Annotated in this window: 23 protein-coding genes; 14 read left to right on the top strand and 9 right to left on the bottom strand. The window is 59.6% G+C overall.

All coding sequences use genetic code 11. The features are described from left to right. The first annotated feature begins 47 nt into the window (after window positions 1-47). The 11 genes from GOX63_RS15585 (at window position 48) to GOX63_RS15535 (ending at window position 9,642) form a co-directional block, all read left to right on the top strand. Entirely contained in the window at window positions 48-503 is a 456-nt protein-coding gene (locus tag GOX63_RS15585; RefSeq protein WP_170327149.1) for a universal stress protein, read from the top strand. A gap of 9 nt (window positions 504-512) precedes the next feature. After that, window positions 513-1,106 carry a 2-hydroxychromene-2-carboxylate isomerase gene (locus tag GOX63_RS15580; protein WP_170327150.1) on the top strand — a complete coding sequence of 198 codons (594 nt, stop codon included), beginning with the start codon at window positions 513-515 and terminating at the stop codon, window positions 1,104-1,106. A gap of 69 nt (window positions 1,107-1,175) precedes the next feature. Further along, entirely contained in the window at window positions 1,176-1,739 is a 564-nt protein-coding gene (locus GOX63_RS15575) for a NifU family protein (protein ID WP_170327151.1), read from the top strand. After that, window positions 1,729-2,313 (top strand): tRNA (adenosine(37)-N6)-threonylcarbamoyltransferase complex dimerization subunit type 1 TsaB, encoded by a 585-nt coding sequence (tsaB, locus tag GOX63_RS15570; RefSeq protein ID WP_170327152.1) that lies wholly within the window; start codon window positions 1,729-1,731, stop codon window positions 2,311-2,313. Before GOX63_RS15575 ends, tsaB begins: the two co-directional genes overlap by 11 nt. Next, a complete protein-coding gene (locus GOX63_RS15565; RefSeq protein ID WP_170327153.1) occupies window positions 2,310-2,723 on the top strand; it encodes a GNAT family N-acetyltransferase in 414 nt (137 codons plus the stop codon). The genes tsaB and GOX63_RS15565 overlap by 4 nt, the downstream gene beginning before the upstream one ends. 159 nt (window positions 2,724-2,882) lie before the next feature. After that, on the top strand, window positions 2,883-3,881 hold the full coding sequence (locus tag GOX63_RS15560; protein WP_170327154.1) for a BMP family lipoprotein: 999 nt from the start codon (window positions 2,883-2,885) through the stop codon (window positions 3,879-3,881). Between the two features lie 87 nt (window positions 3,882-3,968). Then, a complete protein-coding gene (locus GOX63_RS15555) occupies window positions 3,969-5,498 on the top strand; it encodes an ABC transporter ATP-binding protein (RefSeq protein ID WP_170327155.1) in 1,530 nt (509 codons plus the stop codon). A gap of 1 nt (window position 5,499) precedes the next feature. Further along, window positions 5,500-6,597 (top strand): ABC transporter permease, encoded by a 1,098-nt coding sequence (locus GOX63_RS15550; protein ID WP_170327156.1) that lies wholly within the window; start codon window positions 5,500-5,502, stop codon window positions 6,595-6,597. After that, window positions 6,597-7,607 carry an ABC transporter permease gene (locus GOX63_RS15545; protein ID WP_170327157.1) on the top strand — a complete coding sequence of 337 codons (1,011 nt, stop codon included), beginning with the start codon at window positions 6,597-6,599 and terminating at the stop codon, window positions 7,605-7,607. Before GOX63_RS15550 ends, GOX63_RS15545 begins: the two co-directional genes overlap by 1 nt. Window positions 7,608-7,951: 344 nt before the next feature. Next, on the top strand, window positions 7,952-8,872 hold the full coding sequence (locus GOX63_RS15540; RefSeq protein WP_170327158.1) for a sulfite exporter TauE/SafE family protein: 921 nt from the start codon (window positions 7,952-7,954) through the stop codon (window positions 8,870-8,872). Between the two features lie 2 nt (window positions 8,873-8,874). Further along, complete coding sequence (locus tag GOX63_RS15535) at window positions 8,875-9,642, top strand: TIGR02186 family protein (protein WP_170327159.1); 768 nt, start codon at window positions 8,875-8,877, stop codon at window positions 9,640-9,642. 3 nt (window positions 9,643-9,645) lie between these two features. Here the strand turns inward: GOX63_RS15535 and GOX63_RS15530 are convergent, their stop codons facing one another. From GOX63_RS15530 to GOX63_RS15500, 7 genes are all read right to left on the bottom strand, one after another. Then, complete coding sequence (locus GOX63_RS15530) at window positions 9,646-10,374, bottom strand: SDR family oxidoreductase (protein WP_170327160.1); 729 nt, start codon at window positions 10,372-10,374, stop codon at window positions 9,646-9,648. Further along, window positions 10,371-11,903: an ATP-dependent DNA helicase gene (locus GOX63_RS15525; protein WP_170327161.1), complete on the bottom strand. Its 1,533-nt coding sequence runs from the start codon at window positions 11,901-11,903 to the stop codon at window positions 10,371-10,373. The genes GOX63_RS15530 and GOX63_RS15525 overlap by 4 nt, the downstream gene beginning before the upstream one ends. A gap of 60 nt (window positions 11,904-11,963) precedes the next feature. Beyond that, on the bottom strand, window positions 11,964-12,602 hold the full coding sequence (locus GOX63_RS15520; RefSeq protein ID WP_170327162.1) for an acyl-homoserine-lactone synthase: 639 nt from the start codon (window positions 12,600-12,602) through the stop codon (window positions 11,964-11,966). 84 nt (window positions 12,603-12,686) lie between these two features. Then, window positions 12,687-13,406, bottom strand: a complete 720-nt coding sequence (locus GOX63_RS15515; RefSeq protein WP_170327163.1) for a helix-turn-helix transcriptional regulator — start codon at window positions 13,404-13,406, stop codon at window positions 12,687-12,689. Further along, window positions 13,345-13,563, bottom strand: a complete 219-nt coding sequence (locus GOX63_RS15510) for a hypothetical protein (RefSeq protein ID WP_170327049.1) — start codon at window positions 13,561-13,563, stop codon at window positions 13,345-13,347. The genes GOX63_RS15515 and GOX63_RS15510 overlap by 62 nt, the downstream gene beginning before the upstream one ends. A gap of 206 nt (window positions 13,564-13,769) precedes the next feature. Next, window positions 13,770-15,056, bottom strand: a complete 1,287-nt coding sequence (gene ccrA / locus GOX63_RS15505; protein WP_170327164.1) for a crotonyl-CoA carboxylase/reductase — start codon at window positions 15,054-15,056, stop codon at window positions 13,770-13,772. Window positions 15,057-15,168: 112 nt separating this feature from the next. Further along, window positions 15,169-16,557, bottom strand: coding sequence for a 1-acyl-sn-glycerol-3-phosphate acyltransferase (locus GOX63_RS15500; protein ID WP_170327165.1), 1,389 nt, complete (start codon window positions 16,555-16,557; stop codon window positions 15,169-15,171). 144 nt (window positions 16,558-16,701) lie between these two features. Here GOX63_RS15500 and GOX63_RS15495 point away from each other — a divergent pair, with 144 nt between their 5' ends. The 3 genes from GOX63_RS15495 (at window position 16,702) to deoD (ending at window position 19,841) form a co-directional block, all read left to right on the top strand. Next, on the top strand, window positions 16,702-18,669 hold the full coding sequence (locus GOX63_RS15495) for a protein meaA (protein WP_170327166.1): 1,968 nt from the start codon (window positions 16,702-16,704) through the stop codon (window positions 18,667-18,669). A 123-nt stretch (window positions 18,670-18,792) separates the two neighbouring features. Next, window positions 18,793-19,110 (top strand): H-NS histone family protein, encoded by a 318-nt coding sequence (locus tag GOX63_RS15490; protein ID WP_170327167.1) that lies wholly within the window; start codon window positions 18,793-18,795, stop codon window positions 19,108-19,110. A gap of 17 nt (window positions 19,111-19,127) precedes the next feature. Continuing rightward, window positions 19,128-19,841, top strand: coding sequence for a purine-nucleoside phosphorylase (deoD, locus tag GOX63_RS15485; RefSeq protein WP_170327168.1), 714 nt, complete (start codon window positions 19,128-19,130; stop codon window positions 19,839-19,841). A 31-nt stretch (window positions 19,842-19,872) separates the two neighbouring features. Here deoD and GOX63_RS15480 read toward each other — a convergent pair whose 3' ends face one another. Together GOX63_RS15480 and GOX63_RS15475 are read right to left on the bottom strand one after the other, a co-directional pair. Continuing rightward, a complete protein-coding gene (locus GOX63_RS15480; protein ID WP_170327169.1) occupies window positions 19,873-20,064 on the bottom strand; it encodes a hypothetical protein in 192 nt (63 codons plus the stop codon). Between the two features lie 37 nt (window positions 20,065-20,101). Then, a complete protein-coding gene (locus GOX63_RS15475) occupies window positions 20,102-20,248 on the bottom strand; it encodes a hypothetical protein (protein WP_170327170.1) in 147 nt (48 codons plus the stop codon). Window positions 20,249-20,263 lie beyond the last annotated feature (15 nt).

Raw genomic sequence — 20,263 nt, 5'->3', positions numbered from 1 at the left:
CGCGCATCTGGTCAGGCATGATCGCCTGAAACAACTGAGGACACTTCATGCGCAAATTTCTTGTCATTCTGGATGACAGTCGCGAATGCCTGAACGCGATGCGCTTTGCCGCCATGCGTGCTGCCCATACCGGGGGCGGTGTGACAATCCTGTCGGTCATCCCGCCGGATGAGTTCAACCACTGGATCGGTGTGGCCGAAACCATGCGTGAAGAATCGCGCGAGCGTATCCACGCCCACTACGAGGTGTTCGCAAAATGGATGCGCGACAAGCAGGGCGTTGACCCGGAACTGGCGATCCGCGAAGGCGACCCGGTTCCGCAAATCATCGAACACGTGCAATCCGACCCCGAGATCGGCGTGCTGGTGCTGGGTGCAGGCGTAGAAAAGAAAGGCCCTGGGCCGCTGGTGACCCAGTTGACCAAGAATTCGGGCAGCCTTCCGATCCCAATCACCATCGTCCCCGGCGACCTGAGCAAGGAAAAGCTGGAAGAGATCACCTGAGGCAGTCTTATGTCGCGCAGCATCCAGTTCTGGTTCGAATTCGCCTCGACCTATTCCTACCTAAGCGCGGTGCGGATCGAGGATTTGGCGGCCCAGCACGGGGTTTCTGTCGAATGGCATCCCTTTTTGCTGGGGCCTATTTTCGCTGCGCAAGGCTGGGACAATTCCCCGTTCAACATCTACCCGGCCAAAGGGCGCTATATGTGGCGGGATATGGAGCGGTTGTCGACCCGGCGCGGCCTGCCGTTCTCCCGGCCTGATCCCTTTCCTCAAAACGGCCTAAAGGCCGCGCGGCTTGTGTTGTCGATGGATGCCCAACCGCAAAGGGCTGCGTTTGTCCGTGCCGTCTATGCCGCGGAATTTGTCGATGGTCTGAACATCTCGGACGACGATGTGCTGGTCGATTGCCTGTCGCAGGCCAGCCTGCCGGCCGAAACACTCGCCCGCTGTCAGGACCCGGACATCAAGGCGGCCCTGATTGAACAGACAAAGACGGCCCAGACCACGGGGATTTTCGGGGCACCCAGCTTTCTGGTGGGGGACGAACTGTTCTGGGGCGATGACCGGCTGGATGAAGCCATGCAACTGGCGGGCGAAATTTAGAACGGTTCCAAATCTTGACTTCCCCGGCGCGGGCCCGCATATCAGTCACAACTGAAACGGAGCCGTGACATGTTCATCCAGACCGAATCCACGCCGAACCCCGCAACGCTGAAATTCCTGCCCGGCCAGATCGTTCTGGAGGCCGGAACCGCAGACTTCCCTTCGGCGGAAGCCGGCGAGAGATCGCCCCTGGCCAAGCGCATCTTCGCAGTCAACGGTGTGACCGGCGTTTTCCTGGGCAATGACTTTGTGACCGTAACCAAATCTGACGACGTTCAGTGGGATCACATCAAACCCGCCATTCTCGGCGCAGTGATGGAGCATTTCCAGTCCGGTCAGCCGGTGTTGGGCTCGGACGCTCAGGCCGCTTCGGGCCATGCCGAACACACTGGTGAAGACGCGGAAATCGTCAATCAGATCAAAGACCTGCTGGACAGCCGCGTGCGTCCGGCGGTGGCTCAGGATGGGGGTGACATCACCTTCCACGGGTTCGACCGGGGTGTTGTTTACCTGCACATGCAGGGCGCCTGTGCGGGCTGCCCGTCCTCGACCCTGACACTGAAAATGGGGATCGAGAACCTGCTGCGCCACTACATCCCAGAGGTGACCGAGGTGCGCCCCGTTGCCGTCTGATCCGCTGATTCTGGCATTTGATACATCGGCCGCGCATTGCGCGGCCGCTTTGTTACGGGGTGACAGCATCCTTGTATCCCGCACCGAGTCCATGTCGCGCGGTCAGGCCGAGCGGCTGATGCCGCTGTTGGAAGAGGTTCTGGCCGAAGCGGACTGTACCTGGCGCGACCTGACGGCCATCGGCGTTGGGATCGGTCCTGGGAATTTCACCGGCATCCGTATCTCGGTCTCTGCCGCGCGGGGATTGGCCTTGGGTCTTGGAATTCCGGCCGTAGGCGTTTCGGGCTTCGACGCGTTGGCCGCAACCGGGGACGGGCTGCCCGCAATCCGCGCCCCGCGCGAACAGTTCTATGTCGCGCTGCACGGGCAAGATCCGGCGCTAATAGCGCAGGAGCAGGCAGAATCACTCGGGGGCCTGATCCTGAACGACGATGCAGACGCTCAGGTGCGGGCCATCGCCCGGCTGGCGGCGCAAAACTGGCAGAGCGTCACAACTCCCCCGGCCCCGCTGTATGTGCGGCCCGCAGATGCCGCCCCGTCAAAAGACACGCCCCCCGCATTGCTGGACGGATGACCCCGCAGGACCTGGCCCAAACCCACGCGGCGGCCTTTACCCAGTCGCGCCCTTGGACGGATCGGGAATTCGCCGATCTGCTGGACAACCGGTTCACCCATGTTGTTGGGAACACTGAATCTTTTGCCTTGTTCCAAGTCATAGCGGATGAGGCGGAACTGCTGACAATCGCGACCCATCCCAGCCATCAACGGCAGGGTCTGGCGCTGAAATCAATGAGAGAATGGCACGCGAAGGCCCGTAATCTGGGCGCAACCCGCGCCTTTCTGGACGTCGCGTCAGACAACAGCCCCGCCATTGCCCTGTATGAGCAGTGTGGATACACGCCCTGCGGCCTGCGCAAGGGCTACTATTTACGTGAAAACGCTGAAAAAATCGACGCCATCGTCATGGAATGCAACCTGGTCTGAGCGCCAAGGTTGTATTTTTCCGACCATTCGGTCAAAAATCAGTTGACCGCACCGGTTGCAAACGCCCTTAATTCCCGCCATCACAACAGTTATGCTCGCTCACAGTGGGTAAACGGGGCTATCTTGGCCCCGACCGACAATAACAAACGGGAGTATGAAATGACCCTGATGAAATCCTTGATGGGCGCTGCCGCCGCCGTCGCGCTGACTGCTGGTGCGGCGCTGGCCGAACCGGCCCTGATCTTTGACCTGGGCGGAAAGTTCGACAAGTCGTTCAACGAAGCCGCGCATAACGGCGCGTCGCGTTGGGCCGAAGAAACAGGCGGCACCTACCGTGAGATCGAACTACAGTCCGAAGCCCAGCGCGAGCAGGCCCTGCGCCGCTTTGCCGAAGCTGGTCTGAGCCCGATCATCACCATGGGTTTCGCAATGGCCGATCCGCTCAGCACGGTTGTGGCTGATTACCCCGACACCAAATTTGTCGTGGTCGACGTGAACTGGCTGGACGCACCGAACCTGCGTCAGGTTGGCTTTGCCGAGCATGAAGGCTCGTATTTGGTTGGCATGATGGCCGCCATGGCCTCGGAATCCGGCACCATTGGTTTCATCGGCGGTATGGATGTCCCGCTGATCCGCCACTTCGGCTGCGGCTACGCGCAAGGCGCCAAAGCGGTGAACCCGGATATCAACGTGGTTGCAAACATGACCGGCACCACTCCGGCGGCGTGGAACGACCCGGTTAAGGGTTCCGAGCTGACCAAGGCACAGATCAGCCAGGGCGCCGACGTGGTCTATGCCGCGGCTGGCGGCACCGGTGTAGGTGTTCTGCAAACCGCAGCCGACGAAGGCATCTTGTCGATCGGCGTGGACAGCAACCAGAACCACCTGCACCCGGGCAAGGTTCTGACCTCGATGCTGAAGCGCGTTGACGTCGCCGTCTACGACGCGATGAATGCAGGCGACAACCTGGAAACCGGCGTGTTTGCCATGGGTCTGGCCGAAGACGGTGTTGGTGTTGCGATGGACGAAAACAACGCCGCGCTGGTCTCGGATGAGATGAAAGCAGCCGTTGAAAAAGCTCGTCAGGACATCATCGACGGCAACGTAAACGTTGTCAGCTATTACGAGAACGACAGCTGCCCGGCACTGCAGTTCTGATATCGCGCGGGGCGGGGGTTTGACCTCCGCCTCGCATCCACTCTGCTGCGCTGTCCGCGCGGCCCTTCGGCAATCTGAGGACAAGACATGACCGTCCCCGCCATTGAGCTCAAAGGGATTTCCAAAGCCTTTGGGCCGGTTCAGGCCAACAAAGACATTTCCATCAGCGTCGCCCCCGGCACGATCCACGGGATCATCGGTGAAAACGGTGCGGGCAAGTCCACGCTGATGAGCATTCTCTACGGGTTTTACAAAGCCGATAAAGGCGAGATCTGGATCAACGGCACCAAGACCGATATCCCTGACAGTCAGGCCGCGATTGCGGCTGGCATTGGGATGGTGTTCCAGCATTTCAAACTGGTCGAGAATTTCACCGTTCTGGAAAACATCGTTCTGGGTGCCGAGGACGGCGGGCTGCTGGCCCCGTCTCTGGCCAAGGCCCGCAAAGAGCTGAAAGAACTGGAAGAAGAATACGAGCTTTTCGTCGACCCCGACAAACGCATCGACGAGATTGGCGTGGGGATGCAGCAGCGGGTCGAAATTCTGAAGGCGTTGTACCGCAAGGCCGAGATCCTGATCCTTGATGAACCCACCGGCGTTCTGACCCCGGCCGAGGCGGATCAGCTGTTCCGCATCCTCGACCGACTGCGGGCCGAAGGGAAAACGATCATCGTGATCACGCATAAACTGCGCGAGATCATGGAAAACACCGATACGGTTTCGGTGATGCGGCGCGGACAGATGACTGCGACGGTCAAGACGGCTGAGACCAGCCCCGAAGAACTGGCCGAACTGATGGTCGGCCGCAAGGTTCTGCTGCAAGTCGACAAGGTGCCTGCGAAGCCCGGCAAACCCATTCTCGAGGTCGAAAACCTGCGCGTCTTCGATTCAGCGGGTGTCGAGAGGGTCAAAGGCATCGATCTGACCGTACGGGCCGGAGAAATCGTCGGCATTGCCGGTGTCGCGGGCAATGGTCAGTCGGAACTGCTTGAGGTGCTGGGCGGGATGCGTCCGGGTCAGGGCTCGATCAAGCTGAACGGTGCGCCCCTGGCGCTCAGCGGACATGGGTCTGACGGTCAGGCGCGGCGCGCGCAACACATCGCCCACGTACCCGAGGACCGCCAGCGCGAAGGGCTGATCATGGACTTCCACGCATGGGAGAACGTGGCCTTCGGGTATCACCGCGACCCCGCCTATCAGCGCGGTATCTTCATGGACAACGCCGCCCTGCGCGCCGACACCGAAGCCAAGATCGAGAAATTCGATGTGCGCCCGCCCAATGGCTGGCTGACCGCCAAAAGCTTCTCGGGTGGCAACCAGCAGAAAATCGTCGTCGCGCGCGAGATTGAACGCAATCCGGACCTGCTGCTGGTCGGCCAGCCCACCCGTGGTGTGGACATCGGCGCGATCGAGTTCATTCACAAACAGATCGTCGCCTTGCGCGATCAGGGCAAGGCGATCCTGCTGGTCTCGGTGGAGCTTGAGGAAATCTTCTCGCTGTCCGACCGGATCGCGGTGATGTTTGACGGACATATCATGGGCGAACGCCTGCCCCATGAGACAGATGAAAAAGAACTGGGCCTGCTGATGGCCGGTGTTGCGGGAGAGGCCGCGTAACATGGATAAAATGCCCAAATGGGCCGATGTCGTTCTGATCCCGCTGATCAGCTTGATACTGGCCACAATCCTTTCAGCGCTGGTGATCCTCGCCATCGGTGAGAACCCGGTCGAGGCGGTGAACCTGATGGTCACCGGCGCGTTGGGGTCGACCTATGGCTGGGGATACACGCTCTATTACGCGACCAACTTCATGTTCACCGGGCTTGCGGTGGCCGTAGCCTTCCACGCCCGCCTGTTCAACATCGGTGGTGAAGGTCAGGCGATGCTGGGCGGGCTTGGCGTTGCCATGGTCTGCCTTTACATCCCGTGGCCGCATTGGAGTATCGCTCTGCTGGGCGCCGGGCTTGCAGCGGCCCTTTTCGGTGCCGCTTGGGCCGCGATCCCGGCCTATCTGCAGGCCAAACGCGGCAGCCATATCGTGATCACCACGATTATGTTCAACTTCATCGCGGCGGCCTTCCTGAACTATATGCTGGTCAACGTGATGCGCCCGCAAGGCTCGCAAGACCCCGCAACGGCACGTTTCCCCGAGGCGGTGCATCTGCCGACCTTCCAATCGATGTTCTCGACCGCTGAAAACGTGGTGTTCCGGGGTGCGCCTGCAAATATCTCGTTCTTTGTGGCGGTTCTGGCCTGTTTCGTCGTCTGGGCACTGATCTGGCGAACGCGGCTGGGCTATGAAATTCGCGCCTACGGCCATTCGGAAACCGGCGCGGTCTACGCAGGTATTTCGCCGGTTCGCATCACCATCGTCGCGATGCTGATCTCAGGCGCACTCGCCGGCATGATGGCTATAAACAACGTTATGGGTGAGGCGGAACGTCTGGTCCTCAACTCGACCGAAGGCGCAGGCTTTATCGGTATCGCCGTTGCGCTGATGGGGCGGTCGCATCCGTTTGGTGTGTTCCTGGCGGCGCTTCTGTTCGGCTTCCTCTATCAGGGCGGCGCCGAGCTGGCGTTGTGGACCTCGATCCCGCGTGAGCTGATCGTGGTCATTCAGGCGCTGGTGATCCTGTTTACCGGAGCGTTGGACAACATGGTCAGGATGCCGCTTGAAAAGCTGTTCCTGAGCCTACGGAAGAAGGGGGCAGAGTGATGGAGTTTTTCCTTACCCTCATCCAAGTCCTCGATTCGACGATCCGTCTGGCCACGCCGCTGCTGCTGGCCTGTTTGGCGGGGCTCTATTCCGAACGTGCGGGCATTTTCGACATTGGCCTTGAAGGCAAGATGCTAATGTCGGCCTTTTTCTCGGCCGCCGTGGCCGCTGTGACCGGGTCGGTCTGGTTGGGCCTGTTGGCAGGCATCGCATCCTCGCTGGCTCTGTCAGGATTGCACGGGCTGGCCTCGATCACCTTCAGAGGCAATCAGTTGATTTCAGGTGTCGCGATCAATTTCCTTGCATCTGGCCTTACCGTGTTGATCGCACAAAGTTGGTTCAAACAGGGCGGGCGTACGCCTTCTCTCTTCGGCGAAGCTCGATTCGAATCCGCAGAGTTCCCTTATGCAATCGGCCCCGAAGATGCTGAACTAACTGGGCAACCGGTTTCTGAACTGATGTCCGACGCCAATTCAGTTCACATGGTGTACTCCGAACTTATTTCCGGTCATTCCATTCTGGTCTATGTCGCGTTCCTAATGGTTCCGCTGACATGGTGGATTCTGTACCGCACCCGGTTCGGCCTGCGTCTTCGTGCCGTTGGTGAAAACCCGGCAGCCGTGGATACCGCTGGTGTGTCCGTCGTCGGTCTGCGCTTTGCCGCCGTCGCCATTTGCGGCGTGCTGTGCGGGATCGCGGGGGCCTATCTGGCTACCGCCCTGCAGGCCGGTTTCGTCAAGGAAATGACTGCCGGTCGCGGGTTCATCGCCCTGGCCGCGCTGATCTTTGCGAAATGGCGGCCTTGGCACGCAATGTGGGCTTGTCTTCTGTTCGGTCTGCTGCAGGCGATTGCACTGCGGTTCCAGAACATAGATCTGGGTGGCGTGGTCATCCCGGTGCAGGTCATGGACGCCCTGCCCTATATCCTGACGGTGGTCATTCTGGCCGGGTTCGTCGGTAAAGCCGTGCCACCGCGCGCCGGTGGCGAGCCATATGTGAAAGAGCGCTGACAGGTCCAGTTCCGAACACCTGTCGGTCCAGTTCGCCGCAGTGCCGCATGCAGAGTTGATTTTGCATGCGGCAACCGCTCTAAAGGGGTATGAGAGTGTTTCCTGTGATAGCCCAGATCGGATTGTCCCACATCAGGGTGCCGGAAACACAAGAACGCCCGCCCTCCGGGTGTCGTCCTATTCTTCAGCCAAATCGGAAAATCGGGTGTCTACCCGAGCGTACGATATTCGCCATGTGGCCGTGGGATTTTTCCCTGGCGCGCCGCATAAACGCCTCACCCCTATGGTTTGAGACAGTCCAAGTCACCCACGGTGGCACGGCCGCTCTCATCCGGTAATTCCATATGCAGATTTACCTTCCTATCGCCGAAGTCTCCGTCAATGCCTTTCTGCTGTTGGGGCTGGGCGGGATGGTCGGTATCCTGTCCGGCATGTTCGGCGTGGGCGGCGGGTTCCTGATGACGCCGCTGCTGTTTTTCATCGGCATCCCCCCCGCCGTCGCCGTCGCAACCGAAGCCAACCAGATCGTCGCTTCGTCCTTTTCCGGCGTCTTGGCGCATTTCCGACGAAGGACGGTGGACCTGAGGATGGGCACGGTCCTGTTAACCGGGGGGTTAATGGGCGCGGCCCTTGGCGTGGTGGTGTTCAACTATCTCAAAAGCCTGGGCCAGGTCGATCTGCTGGTGACGCTGTGTTACGTCGTCTTCCTTGGCGTAGTTGGCAGCCTGATGTTCATTGAAAGCCTGCGGGCGCTGCGCAAAGCCAAAAAGGGCGGCGGAGCGCCCGCAAAACGACGTCAGCGCGGCTGGGTTCATGCCATGCCGTTCAAGATGCGCTTTCGCACCTCGGGCCTCTATATCTCGGTCATTCCGCCGATGATGGTTGGCCTGTGCGTCGGTGTTCTATCGGCGATCATGGGGGTCGGCGGCGGCTTTATCATGGTACCTGCGATGATCTACCTGCTGGGCATGCCCACCAAGGTCGTGGTTGGCACCTCGCTGTTTCAGATCATCTTCGTGACGGCGTTCACCACCATGCTGCACGCCACTACGAACTATACGGTCGATATCGTTCTGGCGGTTCTGTTGCTGGTCGGGGGTGTCGTGGGCGCACAGATCGGCACGGTGATCGGCGCACGGATGCCGGCCGAGCAGCTGCGAGTACTTCTGGCTGCCCTGGTTCTGGTGGTCTGCGGCAAGCTGGCGCTGGACCTGCTGATCGAACCGTCCGAGCTCTACTCTCTCGGCAGCGAAGGGGGCCACTGATCATGCTGAAACGCCTGATTGCCCTGCTGGTCCTGTGCTGCACCCCTGCCCTTGCGTTGGACGAGCAGGTTGTGCTGGGTCTTAGCCAGGATCGCGTTGCCATCACCGCGACCTTTGATGGCTCGGAGATTCTGATCTTTGGGGCCGTCAAACGGGAAACACCCATTCCGCCCGGTCCGCCGCTTGAGGTGATCGTGGCCGTGGCCGGGCCGTCCAGCCCGGTGATGGTCCGGCGCAAGGCACGCAAACTTGGGATCTGGGTCAATACCGACAGCGTTCTGGTCGACCTTGCCCCCAGCTTTTACGCCGTTGCCACCAGCGGGCCGTTGGGCGACATCCTCTCGGATACCGAAGACCTGCGTTATCGCATCTCGATCGAACGGGCCATCCGCTCGGTCGGGGCGGCGATGCATATCCGTGGAGCGCAATCATTTGCGGATGCCGTGGTGCGTATCCGCGAAGATGAGGGACTGTATTCGATCCGTGAAAACACCGTGGCGGTTGATGAACAAACCCTGTTCCGGACCTCAATCGCAATGCCCGCCGACTTGACCGAGGGCGACTACAGGGCGCGTATTTTCCTGACCCGCGGCAGAGAGGTCGTCTCGCAGCTCGAGACTACAATCGACGTGCGCAAGGTGGGGTTGGAGAGGTTCCTCTATAACCTGTCCCGCCAGCAACCGGTCTGGTACGGGCTGATGTCGCTTGTCATCGCCATTGCAGCCGGATGGGGCGCGTCCACTGCGTTCCGCTTGCTGCGCGAAAACTGACCTCTACCCGCGGCCGATATAGGGCATCGTCGTGGCCATCACGGTCATGAACTGCACATTGGCCTCGGGCGGCAGGTTAGCCATATGCAGCACCGAGCGCGCCGCGTCCTCGACGGCCATGGTCGGGTCGGGCTGCTGCCCGGCCTCGACGGCTGCATCCACCAGCCCCTGGACCATCTGCGTGCGCGCATTGCCGATATCAATCTGACCACAGGCGATACCGAAGTCGCGCCCGTCCAGAGACAGGCTGCGTGTCAGACCGGTGATGGCATGTTTCGTGGCCGAGTAATGCACCGAGTTTGGCCGCGGCACATAGGCAGCAATCGAGCCGTTGTTAATGATGCGCCCACCTTGGGGCGACTGATGGCGCATAATCCGAAACGCCTCGCGCGCACTCAGGAACATGCCGTTCAGATTGACGTTGACGCTTTGGTACCAGTCCTCCAGCGCAATCTCATCAATCGTGCCACCGGGCGCGAAAATGCCTGCATTGTTGAACAGAACGTCCAGACGGCCTGTCTTGTCCTGAAAGGTTTGGAACGCGGTCTGAACCGCATCCGGATCGGTCACATCCGCGACCAGCGGGATGGCAGTGTCGTGGCCCGAGGCCATCTGGTGCAGTTTATCCGCACTACGGGCCAGCAGGCCAACCGTCCAGCCCTCGGCCAGGAACAGTTCCGCTGTGGCCCGGCCGATGCCCGAGCTTGCGCCGGTTACGATGATGGTGCTCATGTCTCTTCGGCCTCCAATGTCAGCGATGCCGCCGGGACGGCACGCAGGTCGTCCACCCGCAACGGATGGGTAGGCTTAGCCAAACGGTTGCGCACCACCCAGATCAGGCGCTCTTGTGCGCGGGTGATGGCCACGTAGGCCAGGCGCTTCCACAGCGGTTGCCCGGCCTCGGTCCGGCCCATGCGGGCGGCGGCGTAAATGTCCGGCGCAAAGACTTGCACCGTATCCCATTGCGAGCCCTGCGCCTTGTGGATGGTCACCGCTGCGCCATGCAGAAAGGTCGCGCCCATGCGAGCGGCAAAAGGGATGAAGGGTTCTTCCTCATCCGGCTTCTCGATCTTGACGATGGAGGCGGCGCTGACCTGCGGGTCCTCGGCCCCCATCACGTGCAGACGCGAGAACCCGGGCTTGCGCCCCAGCCCCAAATAGATGACTTGGGCGCCCTTGATCAGCCCACGCGCCTCAAGGTCCAGCCGTTTCTTACGGTGTTTCAGCGGCAGCTCAATCCCGTCGCAGATCAGCGGCTCGCCTTCCAGCAACTCGGTATCCGGCGCGCCGTGCACATGCCGGAACGCCTGTATCAGACGAATACGAGTGGCGTTGCGCCAGACCAGAACCGGGCTGCGCGCCATCAGATCAACCTCGACCCGCTGGCCCCAGATCACGCGGTCGTCCTGCCGGGCGGTTTGTTCGATCAGGCGTTCGAAATCCTCGAACCCCATTTGCGGGTCGGCCAGCGCGTGGGCAAGATCAAGGATCGGGTTATCCGCGTCCTGCCGGTGAACCCGATGTAGGATCTGCTTGCGCGGCTCGGGCAGAGCCTCAAACACCATGCTACCGGATTGGTTGACCGGGGCCAGCTGGGCCGGGTCGCCAAACAGCAGCAGGGTCGGAAAGATTTCTTGCAGGTCCTCGAACTGGCGGTCATCAAGCATCGAGGCTTCATCGACGAAGCCGATATCCAGCGGCTCATCCCGGCGTTTCCAGCCGGTGATGAAATCCGAGCCCCGCAAACCAGCAGCGGCCAGCGCACCGGGGATGGACTTGTTGTTTTCATAAAACGCCGCCGCGCGGTCCAGCGCCTCATCCGTCAGACCTTCGATCTCGGGGCGTTCGTCGTTACCCGCCAGCCATTCGGCGATGCGTTCGTATTCCGGGTCATAAACCGGCGTGTAAAGGATGCGGTGAATGGTCGTCGCAGGCACGCCCCGCAGGCGCAAAACGCTGGCCGCTTTGTTGGTGGGTGCCAGAATTGCAAGACTGCGCTTTTCCTTCGCCTTGCGGCTTTCGAAATCACCCGAGACGATTTGCACGCCAGTTTCGGCCAACGCCTTGTACAGCTCGGCCAGCAGCAAGGTTTTGCCCGAGCCCGCCTTGCCGATCACCGCCATGACACCGGATTTCCCCGCCCCCGGCAGCTTCAGAAGGGCGTCATCGTCCAGGTCAACACCGGCTGATCGCAGCATCTCGGCAATGCTGTCATAGGCGGCGGCCTGATCTTCGGAAAAGGTCACGGGGGGCATAGACATGGCGCGACCCTACAGGGCCGCGCCCGCTATCACCAGAGAGGGATTGGGGTTTTCGTGCGATCAGGCCGACAGGGCAAATCGATGCTGCCGTCCGGTGCCAAAGGCGGTCTTGAACCACAGCCGAGACAGCTCGCGCTGGATGCCCGCACGTACGGCGACACGGTTGCAATCCTCGGCCGAATAGGGCCACAGCCCCACCGAAATCTGATCGCGTCCCTTGCCTTCGGTGCCCAAAACGACAGGCGAAGACCCGATCAACCGGTAAATCCGGATCATGCGCGCATCAAAGACGCCGGCGATATGCGTCAGGCCGAACCCTTCCATCATCTCACCACCGCTGAGCATGATCGCCCCTGCCGTATGCGGGCTGGCCCTGCGGGATAGACAAAAGCGTGTCACCTCCCAGATCAGAGGGCTGCAGATCGGCTTGCCCCCGGTCAGATGCCCAAACACCTCGTTCACCATCACAGGTCCGGTGGTCGGCAGTACGCGCATGGAACCGCCGTGGCTGCCATCCTCTTCTTCCCAGATCACGTACAGGGGGTTCAGGTCGTCATACTGATCCCGCTCCTCTCCTTTTTCATTGACGTGGACATCCCAGCCCAGCCGGGTTTTGAACTGATCCGCGCGGTCCCGGAACATTCCGTCGGCCAAGTCCGGAAACTTGTAAAGCTCATCAGCAAACAGATAGCGCAACATGACTTTTTTCCCCTTGTCGTCCTGTGCAGGAACGAAGGGGGTACAAAGTCACGGTTAATTTCCCGTTCGTGCGGCGTACGCCTGTTAAACCACTATTAATCCCCGGCTGAGCGCCGTGGCGATGGCGTGGGTGGTGTTCTGCGCCCCAAGTTTGGCGCGGGCGCTTTCGATGTAAACGCGCAGCGTATGCTCGGAAATGGATAGCGAATGGGCAACCTGCGCCCGGCTGTAGCCCAGTGCAAGCAGGGTCATCGCATCCACTTCACGCGGCGATAGGCCACGTGAGGAATCGGGCTGACGATCACTTTCGAATTCCAGCGCTTTGCGGTTGAAGTAATGCGCGATAAGAATCAGTTCGCGACCATACCGGTCGATGAATTTTTGCCATGCTTCATCGTCGCAAGTATGGTTCAGGGTGAACAAGGCAAATTGCCCCTTCGGTCCTCGGATCGGGATCGAATAACCTTGATTTCCAACCCCATGACTTTGCGCGTCCTTCAGGAAAGCCTTGGCCACCTTGCTGGACCAATCCAGCGTTTTCCAATCGACCGGGTGGAACCGCTGGAAACAGCCCAGAATGACAGGATCGATCCGGTGATAATTTCTCTCTTGATAGCGCTCGGCCCAGGCATCGGGATAGGTCGTATAGCCGTATTGATCTCCGGCGCCATCGACCCAATGGTATATGAGGTGTTCGACCTTCAGCCTGTCGCGCAACCGGACAGCAACGGTGCTTAGTTCTTCAAGCGTGCTGGTGTTTTCCAAGTCCTCCAGGACTTGGCTCATATCGAGTTTTGTTCCCATCCGCCGGCGTCCGTACCTCAGCCTTCTTGGACGCGATCTCGGCTGCGGCGATCAGCTTGGTGTCATCCAACTGCTCGGCCAGCGCGATCAAACCGTTCTCAACAGCGAAGGCGTTGAGGTCCGACAACACGTCCAGTATCCACTCATTCTGCGCCATCAGGGTCTCTCCGAAACGGTTAACGAAGGGTTAACACAACCATAACATGTGCAATGTTTTTTAGGCTATTCACTGGTTTCTACTCCCCAAAAACAGCGGGGTTAACGATGGTAACGCACTGAAAAGAATAAACCTATTGACCACAAAGTAACGCCCGCGAACCGACAAGCCGATTCGCGGGCGCCTGAGATTTATTTACCTGCGATTCAACCGCGGGCGTCCAGAACCTCTTCCAGAGTACGCATACCGGTCTGCGGGGCCTGAACCAGAACCGACATGTTGCCCGGCTTATGCTCGTTGCGCATCATCTTCATGTGCGCCTCGGGCAGTTCATTCCACGAGAACACTTCCGACATGCAGGGGTCCAGACGGCGCTCGACCATCAGCTGGTTGGCGGCGGCTGCCTGTTTCAGGTGCGCAAAGTGCGAACCCTGCAGGCGCTTCTGGTGCATCCACATGTAGCGCACGTCGAAGGTCAGGTTATAGCCGGTTGTGCCGGCGCAGATCACGACCATGCCGCCCTTTTTCACCACGAAGGTCGAGACCGGGAAGGTGCTTTCGCCCGGGTGTTCGAACACCATATCGACGTTCACACCCTTGCCGGTGATGTCCCAGATGGCCTTGCCGAATTTGCGGGCTTCTTTGAACCACTCGGCATATTCCGGCGTGTTCACCGTAGGCAGCTGACCCCAGCAGTTGAAGTCCTTGCGGTTCAGAACGCCCTTGGCGCCCAGCCCCATGACGAAGTCACGCTTGCTTTCGTCCGAAATCACACCAATCGCGTTGGCGCCTGCGGTGTTGATCAGCTGGATTGCATAAGAGCCCAGACCACCCGATGCGCCCCAGACCAGAACGTTCTGACCCGGCTTCAGGTCGTGCGGTTCGTGACCGAACAGCATCCGGTAGGCCGTTGCCAGCGTCAGCGTGTAACAGGCGCTTTCTTCCCAGGTCAGATGCTTGGGACGCGGCATCAGCTGCTGCGCCTGAACGTTGGTGAACTGCGCGAACGATCCGTCCGGCGTCTCATAACCCCAGATCCGCTGGCTGGGCGAATACATCGGGTCGCCACCGTTGCATTCTTCGTCGTCGCCATCATCCTGGTTGCAGTGGATGACAACCTCATCACCGACTTTCCAACGGGTCACTTTCGAACCTACCGCCCAGACGATGCCCGACGCATCCGAACCGGCGATGTGATAAGGGGCCTTGTGGCCGTCAAACGGCGAGATCGGCTTGCCCAGCGAGGCCCAGACACCGTTGTAGTTCACGCCCGCGGCCATCACCAACACCAGAACCTCGTGGCTGTCCAGTTCGGGGACGTCCACCACTTCTTGCACCATGGCGGTGTCCGGCTCGCCGTGGCGTTCTTTACGGATCGCCCATGCGTACATTTTCTTGGGCACAAACCCCATCGGAGGGATTTCACCCATCTCATAGAGGTCTTTTTCCGGCGCGTCGTAAGTCGCGATACCGCTGTCGGTGTCCAGAGCCATGTTGGCCTCCTTTATTCAAACTCATTGCCGCGATGCAGAATCGCGTGCTCTACCCGATGAGATATTGGCCGCAGAGAAATATTGCAACATATTTTGAGTGTATTTTGTAATTTTATGACCCAGCGGGCGCAGAAATTTCTTTTGCGGGCGCAGCAAGAGCCGTTTTCGCGTCCACTGGCGCCGAGGCTGCGTAATAGTCCAGAAGGTCAACCCTTTGACCTGTCGAGGATATTTTCCCGTTTTCGCGTTTCAGGATACGCCGATCGACCAATTGCTGGATACTCGCCTCGATTGCCGAGCGCTCCAAGGGCTCGGTTGTTCCGTTGCGTCGCAAAAGCTGATCGATCAACTGCACGGCGTCTTCTTCGGGGATCTCACCCTTCTCGCGCACCAGCCAGCACGCAGCGGGTCCCGGAACCAATGGAATCGCCGCCTTGATGCCTACCATCAGATCGCGCGCCAAATCCGTCATCAGGTTGGCGTCGTGATCCGCCCGGAAAGCCCGCAGTGAAACAGGCCGCCCATACCGCACCGAGGCCACGCCGAATCGCTGATAGCGTCCAACTAGTCGTCGCCCGATCTGTTTGAGGATCCACCACGTGATCACCCCGATCCGGGCGCGAAACCGGCGTTCATTGCCCAGGGCCGCCTTGGTCAGGATCGTATCCTCAAGTACCCGATCATAATTCAGGGCAACCGGCACAAAGACCACGTCGCGCCCGTCGGGGTCGCTTGCGTCGATAATGTATTTCAGCAGACCAAGCTTGGGTCGCGCCAGCGCGCCGGTCAGGCTGAGGCCGCCCTCAGGGAACATCGCCTGCGTCACCCCCGCCTCGGTCGCGTGGCGCACGTAACAGGCCAGCACCTGCCGATACAGCTCGCTGCCCGATTTACGGCGGATAAAGTAAGCCCCCATTGCCCGGATCAGGCGGCTGAGCGGCCAGACCCGCGCCCACTCGCCCACTGCATAGGACAAGGCCGATTGCTGCGCCGCCAGATAGGTGACCAGCACATAGTCCATGTTGCTGCGGTGATTCATGACGAACACGACGGTGGCATCGGGGTCGATTTCCCTCAGTGCCTGCTCATCCATGTAGCTGAGCCGCACATTATAGAACGCATTGCTCAGCATCCGGGTCAAACGAATGGCGACGCTGAAATATGCCACAGCGGAAAAGGACGGAACGATCTCGCGCGCATAGCGGCGGGCAGTTTCAAAGGCCACGGCCTCGGGGACACGTTCCTCGCGCGCAAAATTCTGAACGGCCTGCCCGACCTGCGGGTCATAGATCAGCCGCTGAATCATGTCGTGCCGCCGTGCCAGTTTGAACGGTTGGATCGGCCGTTGCAGGCGTGTGTTCAGGCGCCTGACGGCGCGCTCAAGGCGACGGCGAAAAAACCAGCGCACCGATGGGAAAAGAAAATGCGAAGCCAGCGTGACCGCGGCAAACACCAGGATCAGCAAAAACAGCCAAAGCGGAAGTTCCACGGTCTGAGTCATGCGCGCACCCTGCCACCAAACCGTGGCACCTACAATCTGAAGAACCATATATGCCGCGACGCAGCGAATTGACATATCCCGAAAATTGCGCTTTAGAACCCATGAACGTAATTTTCTTGCCCACGCAATGCATGAGGACCCGCTATGACGCAGACGCAGAAAGATCGCCCCTGGCTCATCCGAACCTATGCCGGTCATTCCACCGCCAAAGCGTCGAACGCGCTGTATCGCGGGAATCTGGCCAAGGGTCAGACGGGCCTGTCGGTGGCTTTCGATCTGCCGACTCAGACCGGGTATGACAGCGACCATACGCTGGCGCGGGGTGAGGTCGGCAAGGTGGGCGTGCCGATCAGCCATCTGGGCGACATGCGGGTTCTGTTCGACCAGATTCCGTTGGAGCAGATGAACACCTCGATGACGATCAACGCTACGGCACCGTGGCTGCTGGCGCTGTATATCGCGGTGGCCGAGGAACAGGGCGCGGATGTGTCCAAGCTGCAGGGCACGGTTCAGAACGACCTGATCAAGGAGTATCTCAGCCGAGGTACTTACGTTTGCCCGCCGAAACCATCGCTGAAGATGATCGCGGACGTGGCCGAGTATTGCTACACCAACGTGCCGAAATGGAACCCGATGAACGTGTGTTCCTATCACCTGCAAGAGGCCGGTGCGACGCCGGAACAGGAATTGGCCTATGCGCTGGCCACCGCCATCGCCGTTTTGGACGAACTGCGCCCCCGCGTCCCCGCCGAGGATTTCCCGGCGCTCTGCGGCCGGATTTCGTTCTTCGTGAACGCCGGTATCCGTTTCGTCACCGAGATGTGCAAGATGCGCGCCTTTGTCGACCTTTGGGATGAGATTCTGAAAGATCGCTACGGCGTCGAAGACCCCAAGTTCCGCCGCTTCCGCTATGGGGTGCAGGTGAACTCGCTGGGTCTGACTGAACAGCAGCCGGAAAACAACGTCTACCGCATCCTGATCGAAATGCTGGCTGTAACCCTGTCGAAAAAGGCGCGGGCTCGCGCGGTGCAGCTTCCCGCATGGAATGAGGCGCTTGGCCTGCCCCGCCCGTGGGATCAGCAATGGTCGATGCGGATGCAACAGATCCTGGCTTATGAGACCGACCTGCTGGAGTACGGCGACCTGTTTGATGGCAACCCGGCCGTGGATGCCAAGGTCGAGGAACTGAAAGAAGGCGCACGGGCCGAACTGGCGAACTTGGATTCAATGGGCGGCGCGGTCGCCTCGATCGAATACATGAAATCGCGTCTGGTCGATTCGAATGCCGAACGTCTGAACCGGATCGAACGCAATGAAACCGTCGTTGTCGGCGTAAACAAATGGACCGAGGGTGAACCCTCACCGCTGCAGACCGAGGATGGCGGCATCATGGTCGTCGACCCAGCGGTGGAACAGGAACAGATCGCCCGGTTGAACGAGTGGCGGTCAGAGAGGGACGACGCGGCTGTTTCGGCTGCGTTGGACGCGCTGCGCGAAGCAGCGCAGACCGGAGCGAATGTCATGGAGCCGTCGATTGCCGCTGCAAAGGCTGGCGTCACAACTGGCGAATGGGCCGAGGAAATGCGCAAGGCTTACGGCACCTATCGCGGCCCGACCGGCGTTTCCGGGTCGGTCTCGAACAAGACCGAAGGATTGGACTACCTGCGCGCCGCCGTCGATGCGGTTAGCGACAAGCTTGGCCGCCGTCTGAAATTCCTGGTCGGCAAACCGGGTCTCGACGGTCACTCGAACGGCGCCGAACAGATCGCCTTCCGCGCTCGCGATTGCGGCATGGATATCAGCTATGAGGGTATCCGCCTGACGCCCGAAGAAATCATTGCAGCCGCGATTGAAGATAAAGCCCACGTGATCGGCCTGTCGATCCTGTCCGGCAGCCATATCCCGTTGGTGCAGGATGTCATGACCCGCCTGCGCGAGGCCGGTCTGGACGATGTTCCCGTGATCGTTGGAGGGATCATTCCCGATGAAGACGCAGCTAAACTCAAAGCAATGGGTGTTTCCAAAATCTATACACCCAAGAATTTTGAGCTTAATGCAATCATGGGCGATATCGTGACTCTGGTCGATCCACAGAATATTGCGGCCGAATAACGACGCATTTCCATTTTCACCTTCAAATCTATTGCCCTTTAGTAAGGGATGGATAAAAACCGGATTTGGAAATACGGTGGACTATTACGCCCATTCGTGGCGTTTTTCGGAATGGAGAAAGAAATGGCGATCAGCCTTGAGAAAATGTCGCGCAAAGAACTGCTGGAATTGCGTGACCAGGTAGAAGCTGCACTCAAAAGCGCGGAAAAGCGCGAGCGTAAAGAGGCGCTGCAAGCCGCAGAAAAAGCCGCAGCGGAATTTGGGTTTTCTCTTTCGGAACTCTCGGATGGCGCAGCCAAGCCGTCCAAAAGCGCAAAAACCAGAGCGAAATATAAAAATCCGGCCAACCCGGAACAAACCTGGTCAGGCCGTGGACGCAAACCGCAATGGGTTCACGAGGCATTGAATGCCGGCGCTGATATCGCAGATTTGGAAATCTGACGGAAAATGGGTCGAATATGACAATTCATATTGGTGCTGAAAAAGGTGAAATCGCTGAAACCGTTTTAATGCCCGGCGATCCGTATCGGGCGAAATGGGCGGCCGAGACGTTTTTGCAGGATGCGGAACTGGTCAATAACGTGCGCGGCATGCTGGGTTATACCGGAACCTGGAAGGGGAACCCGGTCACCATTCAGGGCAGCGGCATGGGGATGCCGTCCCTGTCGATTTATGCCAACGAACTGATCCGCGATTATGGCGCCAAAACCCTGCTCCGCATCGGGTCGTGCGGAGCAATGCAGGACAGCGTCAAAATCCGCGATGTGATTCTGGCGATGACGTCGACTACGCTCAGCACGCCATCGCGCGGCATCCTGAAAGAGCTGAACTTCGCCCCCTGCGCCGATTGGGGCCTGCTGCAGGCCGCAGCCAAGGCTGCCGAAGCCAAAGGCACACCCACTCATGTCGGCGGGATTTATTCGTCGGACGTCTTCTACGACGAACGCCCCGATCTGAATGAACAGATGGTGCGGCACGGCATTCTGGGGGTCGAGATGGAGGCCGCCGAGCTTTACATCCTCGCCGCGCGCCACAAATGCCGGGCTCTGGCCGTTCTGACCGTGTCCGATCACCTGCTGACGGGTGAGGCTTTGCCATCGTCGGAGCGCGAAAGCAGCTTTGGCGACATGGTCGAGATTGCCCTGCAGGCAGCTTTTCCCGACGCCGCATAAACAAAAACAGGGCGTGACATCGCCCTGTTGTTTACTGATTGCCCTGCAGACAGGTTGTCGGAGAGGTCACCCCCTCTTGCCGCGCCCCGCAATAGGCGCAGATCCAGACACCTTCCTTACGGTGCTGCCGCCATCGGCAGTCGCGCGTCAAAGAGGACGTCCGCGACCGCCAGATGAAATAGGCGAACACGCCGGCGGCCAGTAAAAGAAACAGAATGGGCATGTCTATGCATTGCCCAATCTCTGCGCAAATTCAAGCGTCAGGCTGCGTTTGCGTATTCGAACAATTCAGGTTCGTGCTGCTCGTCGGAAACCTGCACCGCCTCTGGCGTGTAATAGGCCCAAGCCTGTTCCAATAAAGCCAGAGCTTCGGCTGCTTTGGTGTTTTCTGCTTTTTGTTCTTGCATCGGAGCGATCCCGTT

The organism is Ruegeria arenilitoris, from assembly GCF_013031355.1.
Lineage (GTDB): Bacteria > Pseudomonadota > Alphaproteobacteria > Rhodobacterales > Rhodobacteraceae > Ruegeria > Ruegeria arenilitoris_C.
Note: the sequence above shows the minus strand (reverse complement) of the source record. Positions and strands in the feature narration are given on the sequence as shown.

What these genes read in the sequence shown, in the direction of transcription:
- GOX63_RS15530 (WP_170327160.1), bottom strand. Translation starts at nt 10,374, where the DNA reads ATGAGCACCATCATCGTAACCGGCGCAAGCTCGGGCATCGGCCGGGCC.
- GOX63_RS15510 (WP_170327049.1), bottom strand. Translation starts at nt 13,563, where the DNA reads ATGGCGCAGAATGAGTGGATACTGGACGTGTTGTCGGACCTCAACGCC.
- GOX63_RS15520 (WP_170327162.1), bottom strand. Translation starts at nt 12,602, where the DNA reads ATGTTGCGCTATCTGTTTGCTGATGAGCTTTACAAGTTTCCGGACTTG.
- GOX63_RS15535 (WP_170327159.1), top strand. Translation starts at nt 8,875, where the DNA reads ATGCTGAAACGCCTGATTGCCCTGCTGGTCCTGTGCTGCACCCCTGCC.
- GOX63_RS15525 (WP_170327161.1), bottom strand. Translation starts at nt 11,903, where the DNA reads ATGTCTATGCCCCCCGTGACCTTTTCCGAAGATCAGGCCGCCGCCTAT.
- GOX63_RS15575 (WP_170327151.1), top strand. Translation starts at nt 1,176, where the DNA reads ATGTTCATCCAGACCGAATCCACGCCGAACCCCGCAACGCTGAAATTC.
- GOX63_RS15580 (WP_170327150.1), top strand. Translation starts at nt 513, where the DNA reads ATGTCGCGCAGCATCCAGTTCTGGTTCGAATTCGCCTCGACCTATTCC.
- deoD (WP_170327168.1), top strand. Translation starts at nt 19,128, where the DNA reads ATGACAATTCATATTGGTGCTGAAAAAGGTGAAATCGCTGAAACCGTT.
- GOX63_RS15585 (WP_170327149.1), top strand. Translation starts at nt 48, where the DNA reads ATGCGCAAATTTCTTGTCATTCTGGATGACAGTCGCGAATGCCTGAAC.
- GOX63_RS15550 (WP_170327156.1), top strand. Translation starts at nt 5,500, where the DNA reads ATGGATAAAATGCCCAAATGGGCCGATGTCGTTCTGATCCCGCTGATC.
- GOX63_RS15490 (WP_170327167.1), top strand. Translation starts at nt 18,793, where the DNA reads ATGGCGATCAGCCTTGAGAAAATGTCGCGCAAAGAACTGCTGGAATTG.
- GOX63_RS15500 (WP_170327165.1), bottom strand. Translation starts at nt 16,557, where the DNA reads ATGACTCAGACCGTGGAACTTCCGCTTTGGCTGTTTTTGCTGATCCTG.
- GOX63_RS15475 (WP_170327170.1), bottom strand. Translation starts at nt 20,248, where the DNA reads ATGCAAGAACAAAAAGCAGAAAACACCAAAGCAGCCGAAGCTCTGGCT.
- GOX63_RS15480 (WP_170327169.1), bottom strand. Translation starts at nt 20,064, where the DNA reads ATGCCCATTCTGTTTCTTTTACTGGCCGCCGGCGTGTTCGCCTATTTC.
- GOX63_RS15540 (WP_170327158.1), top strand. Translation starts at nt 7,952, where the DNA reads ATGCAGATTTACCTTCCTATCGCCGAAGTCTCCGTCAATGCCTTTCTG.
- GOX63_RS15545 (WP_170327157.1), top strand. Translation starts at nt 6,597, where the DNA reads ATGGAGTTTTTCCTTACCCTCATCCAAGTCCTCGATTCGACGATCCGT.
- GOX63_RS15515 (WP_170327163.1), bottom strand. Translation starts at nt 13,406, where the DNA reads ATGGGAACAAAACTCGATATGAGCCAAGTCCTGGAGGACTTGGAAAAC.
- ccrA (WP_170327164.1), bottom strand. Translation starts at nt 15,056, where the DNA reads ATGGCTCTGGACACCGACAGCGGTATCGCGACTTACGACGCGCCGGAA.
- GOX63_RS15560 (WP_170327154.1), top strand. Translation starts at nt 2,883, where the DNA reads ATGACCCTGATGAAATCCTTGATGGGCGCTGCCGCCGCCGTCGCGCTG.
- GOX63_RS15565 (WP_170327153.1), top strand. Translation starts at nt 2,310, where the DNA reads ATGACCCCGCAGGACCTGGCCCAAACCCACGCGGCGGCCTTTACCCAG.
- GOX63_RS15555 (WP_170327155.1), top strand. Translation starts at nt 3,969, where the DNA reads ATGACCGTCCCCGCCATTGAGCTCAAAGGGATTTCCAAAGCCTTTGGG.
- GOX63_RS15495 (WP_170327166.1), top strand. Translation starts at nt 16,702, where the DNA reads ATGACGCAGACGCAGAAAGATCGCCCCTGGCTCATCCGAACCTATGCC.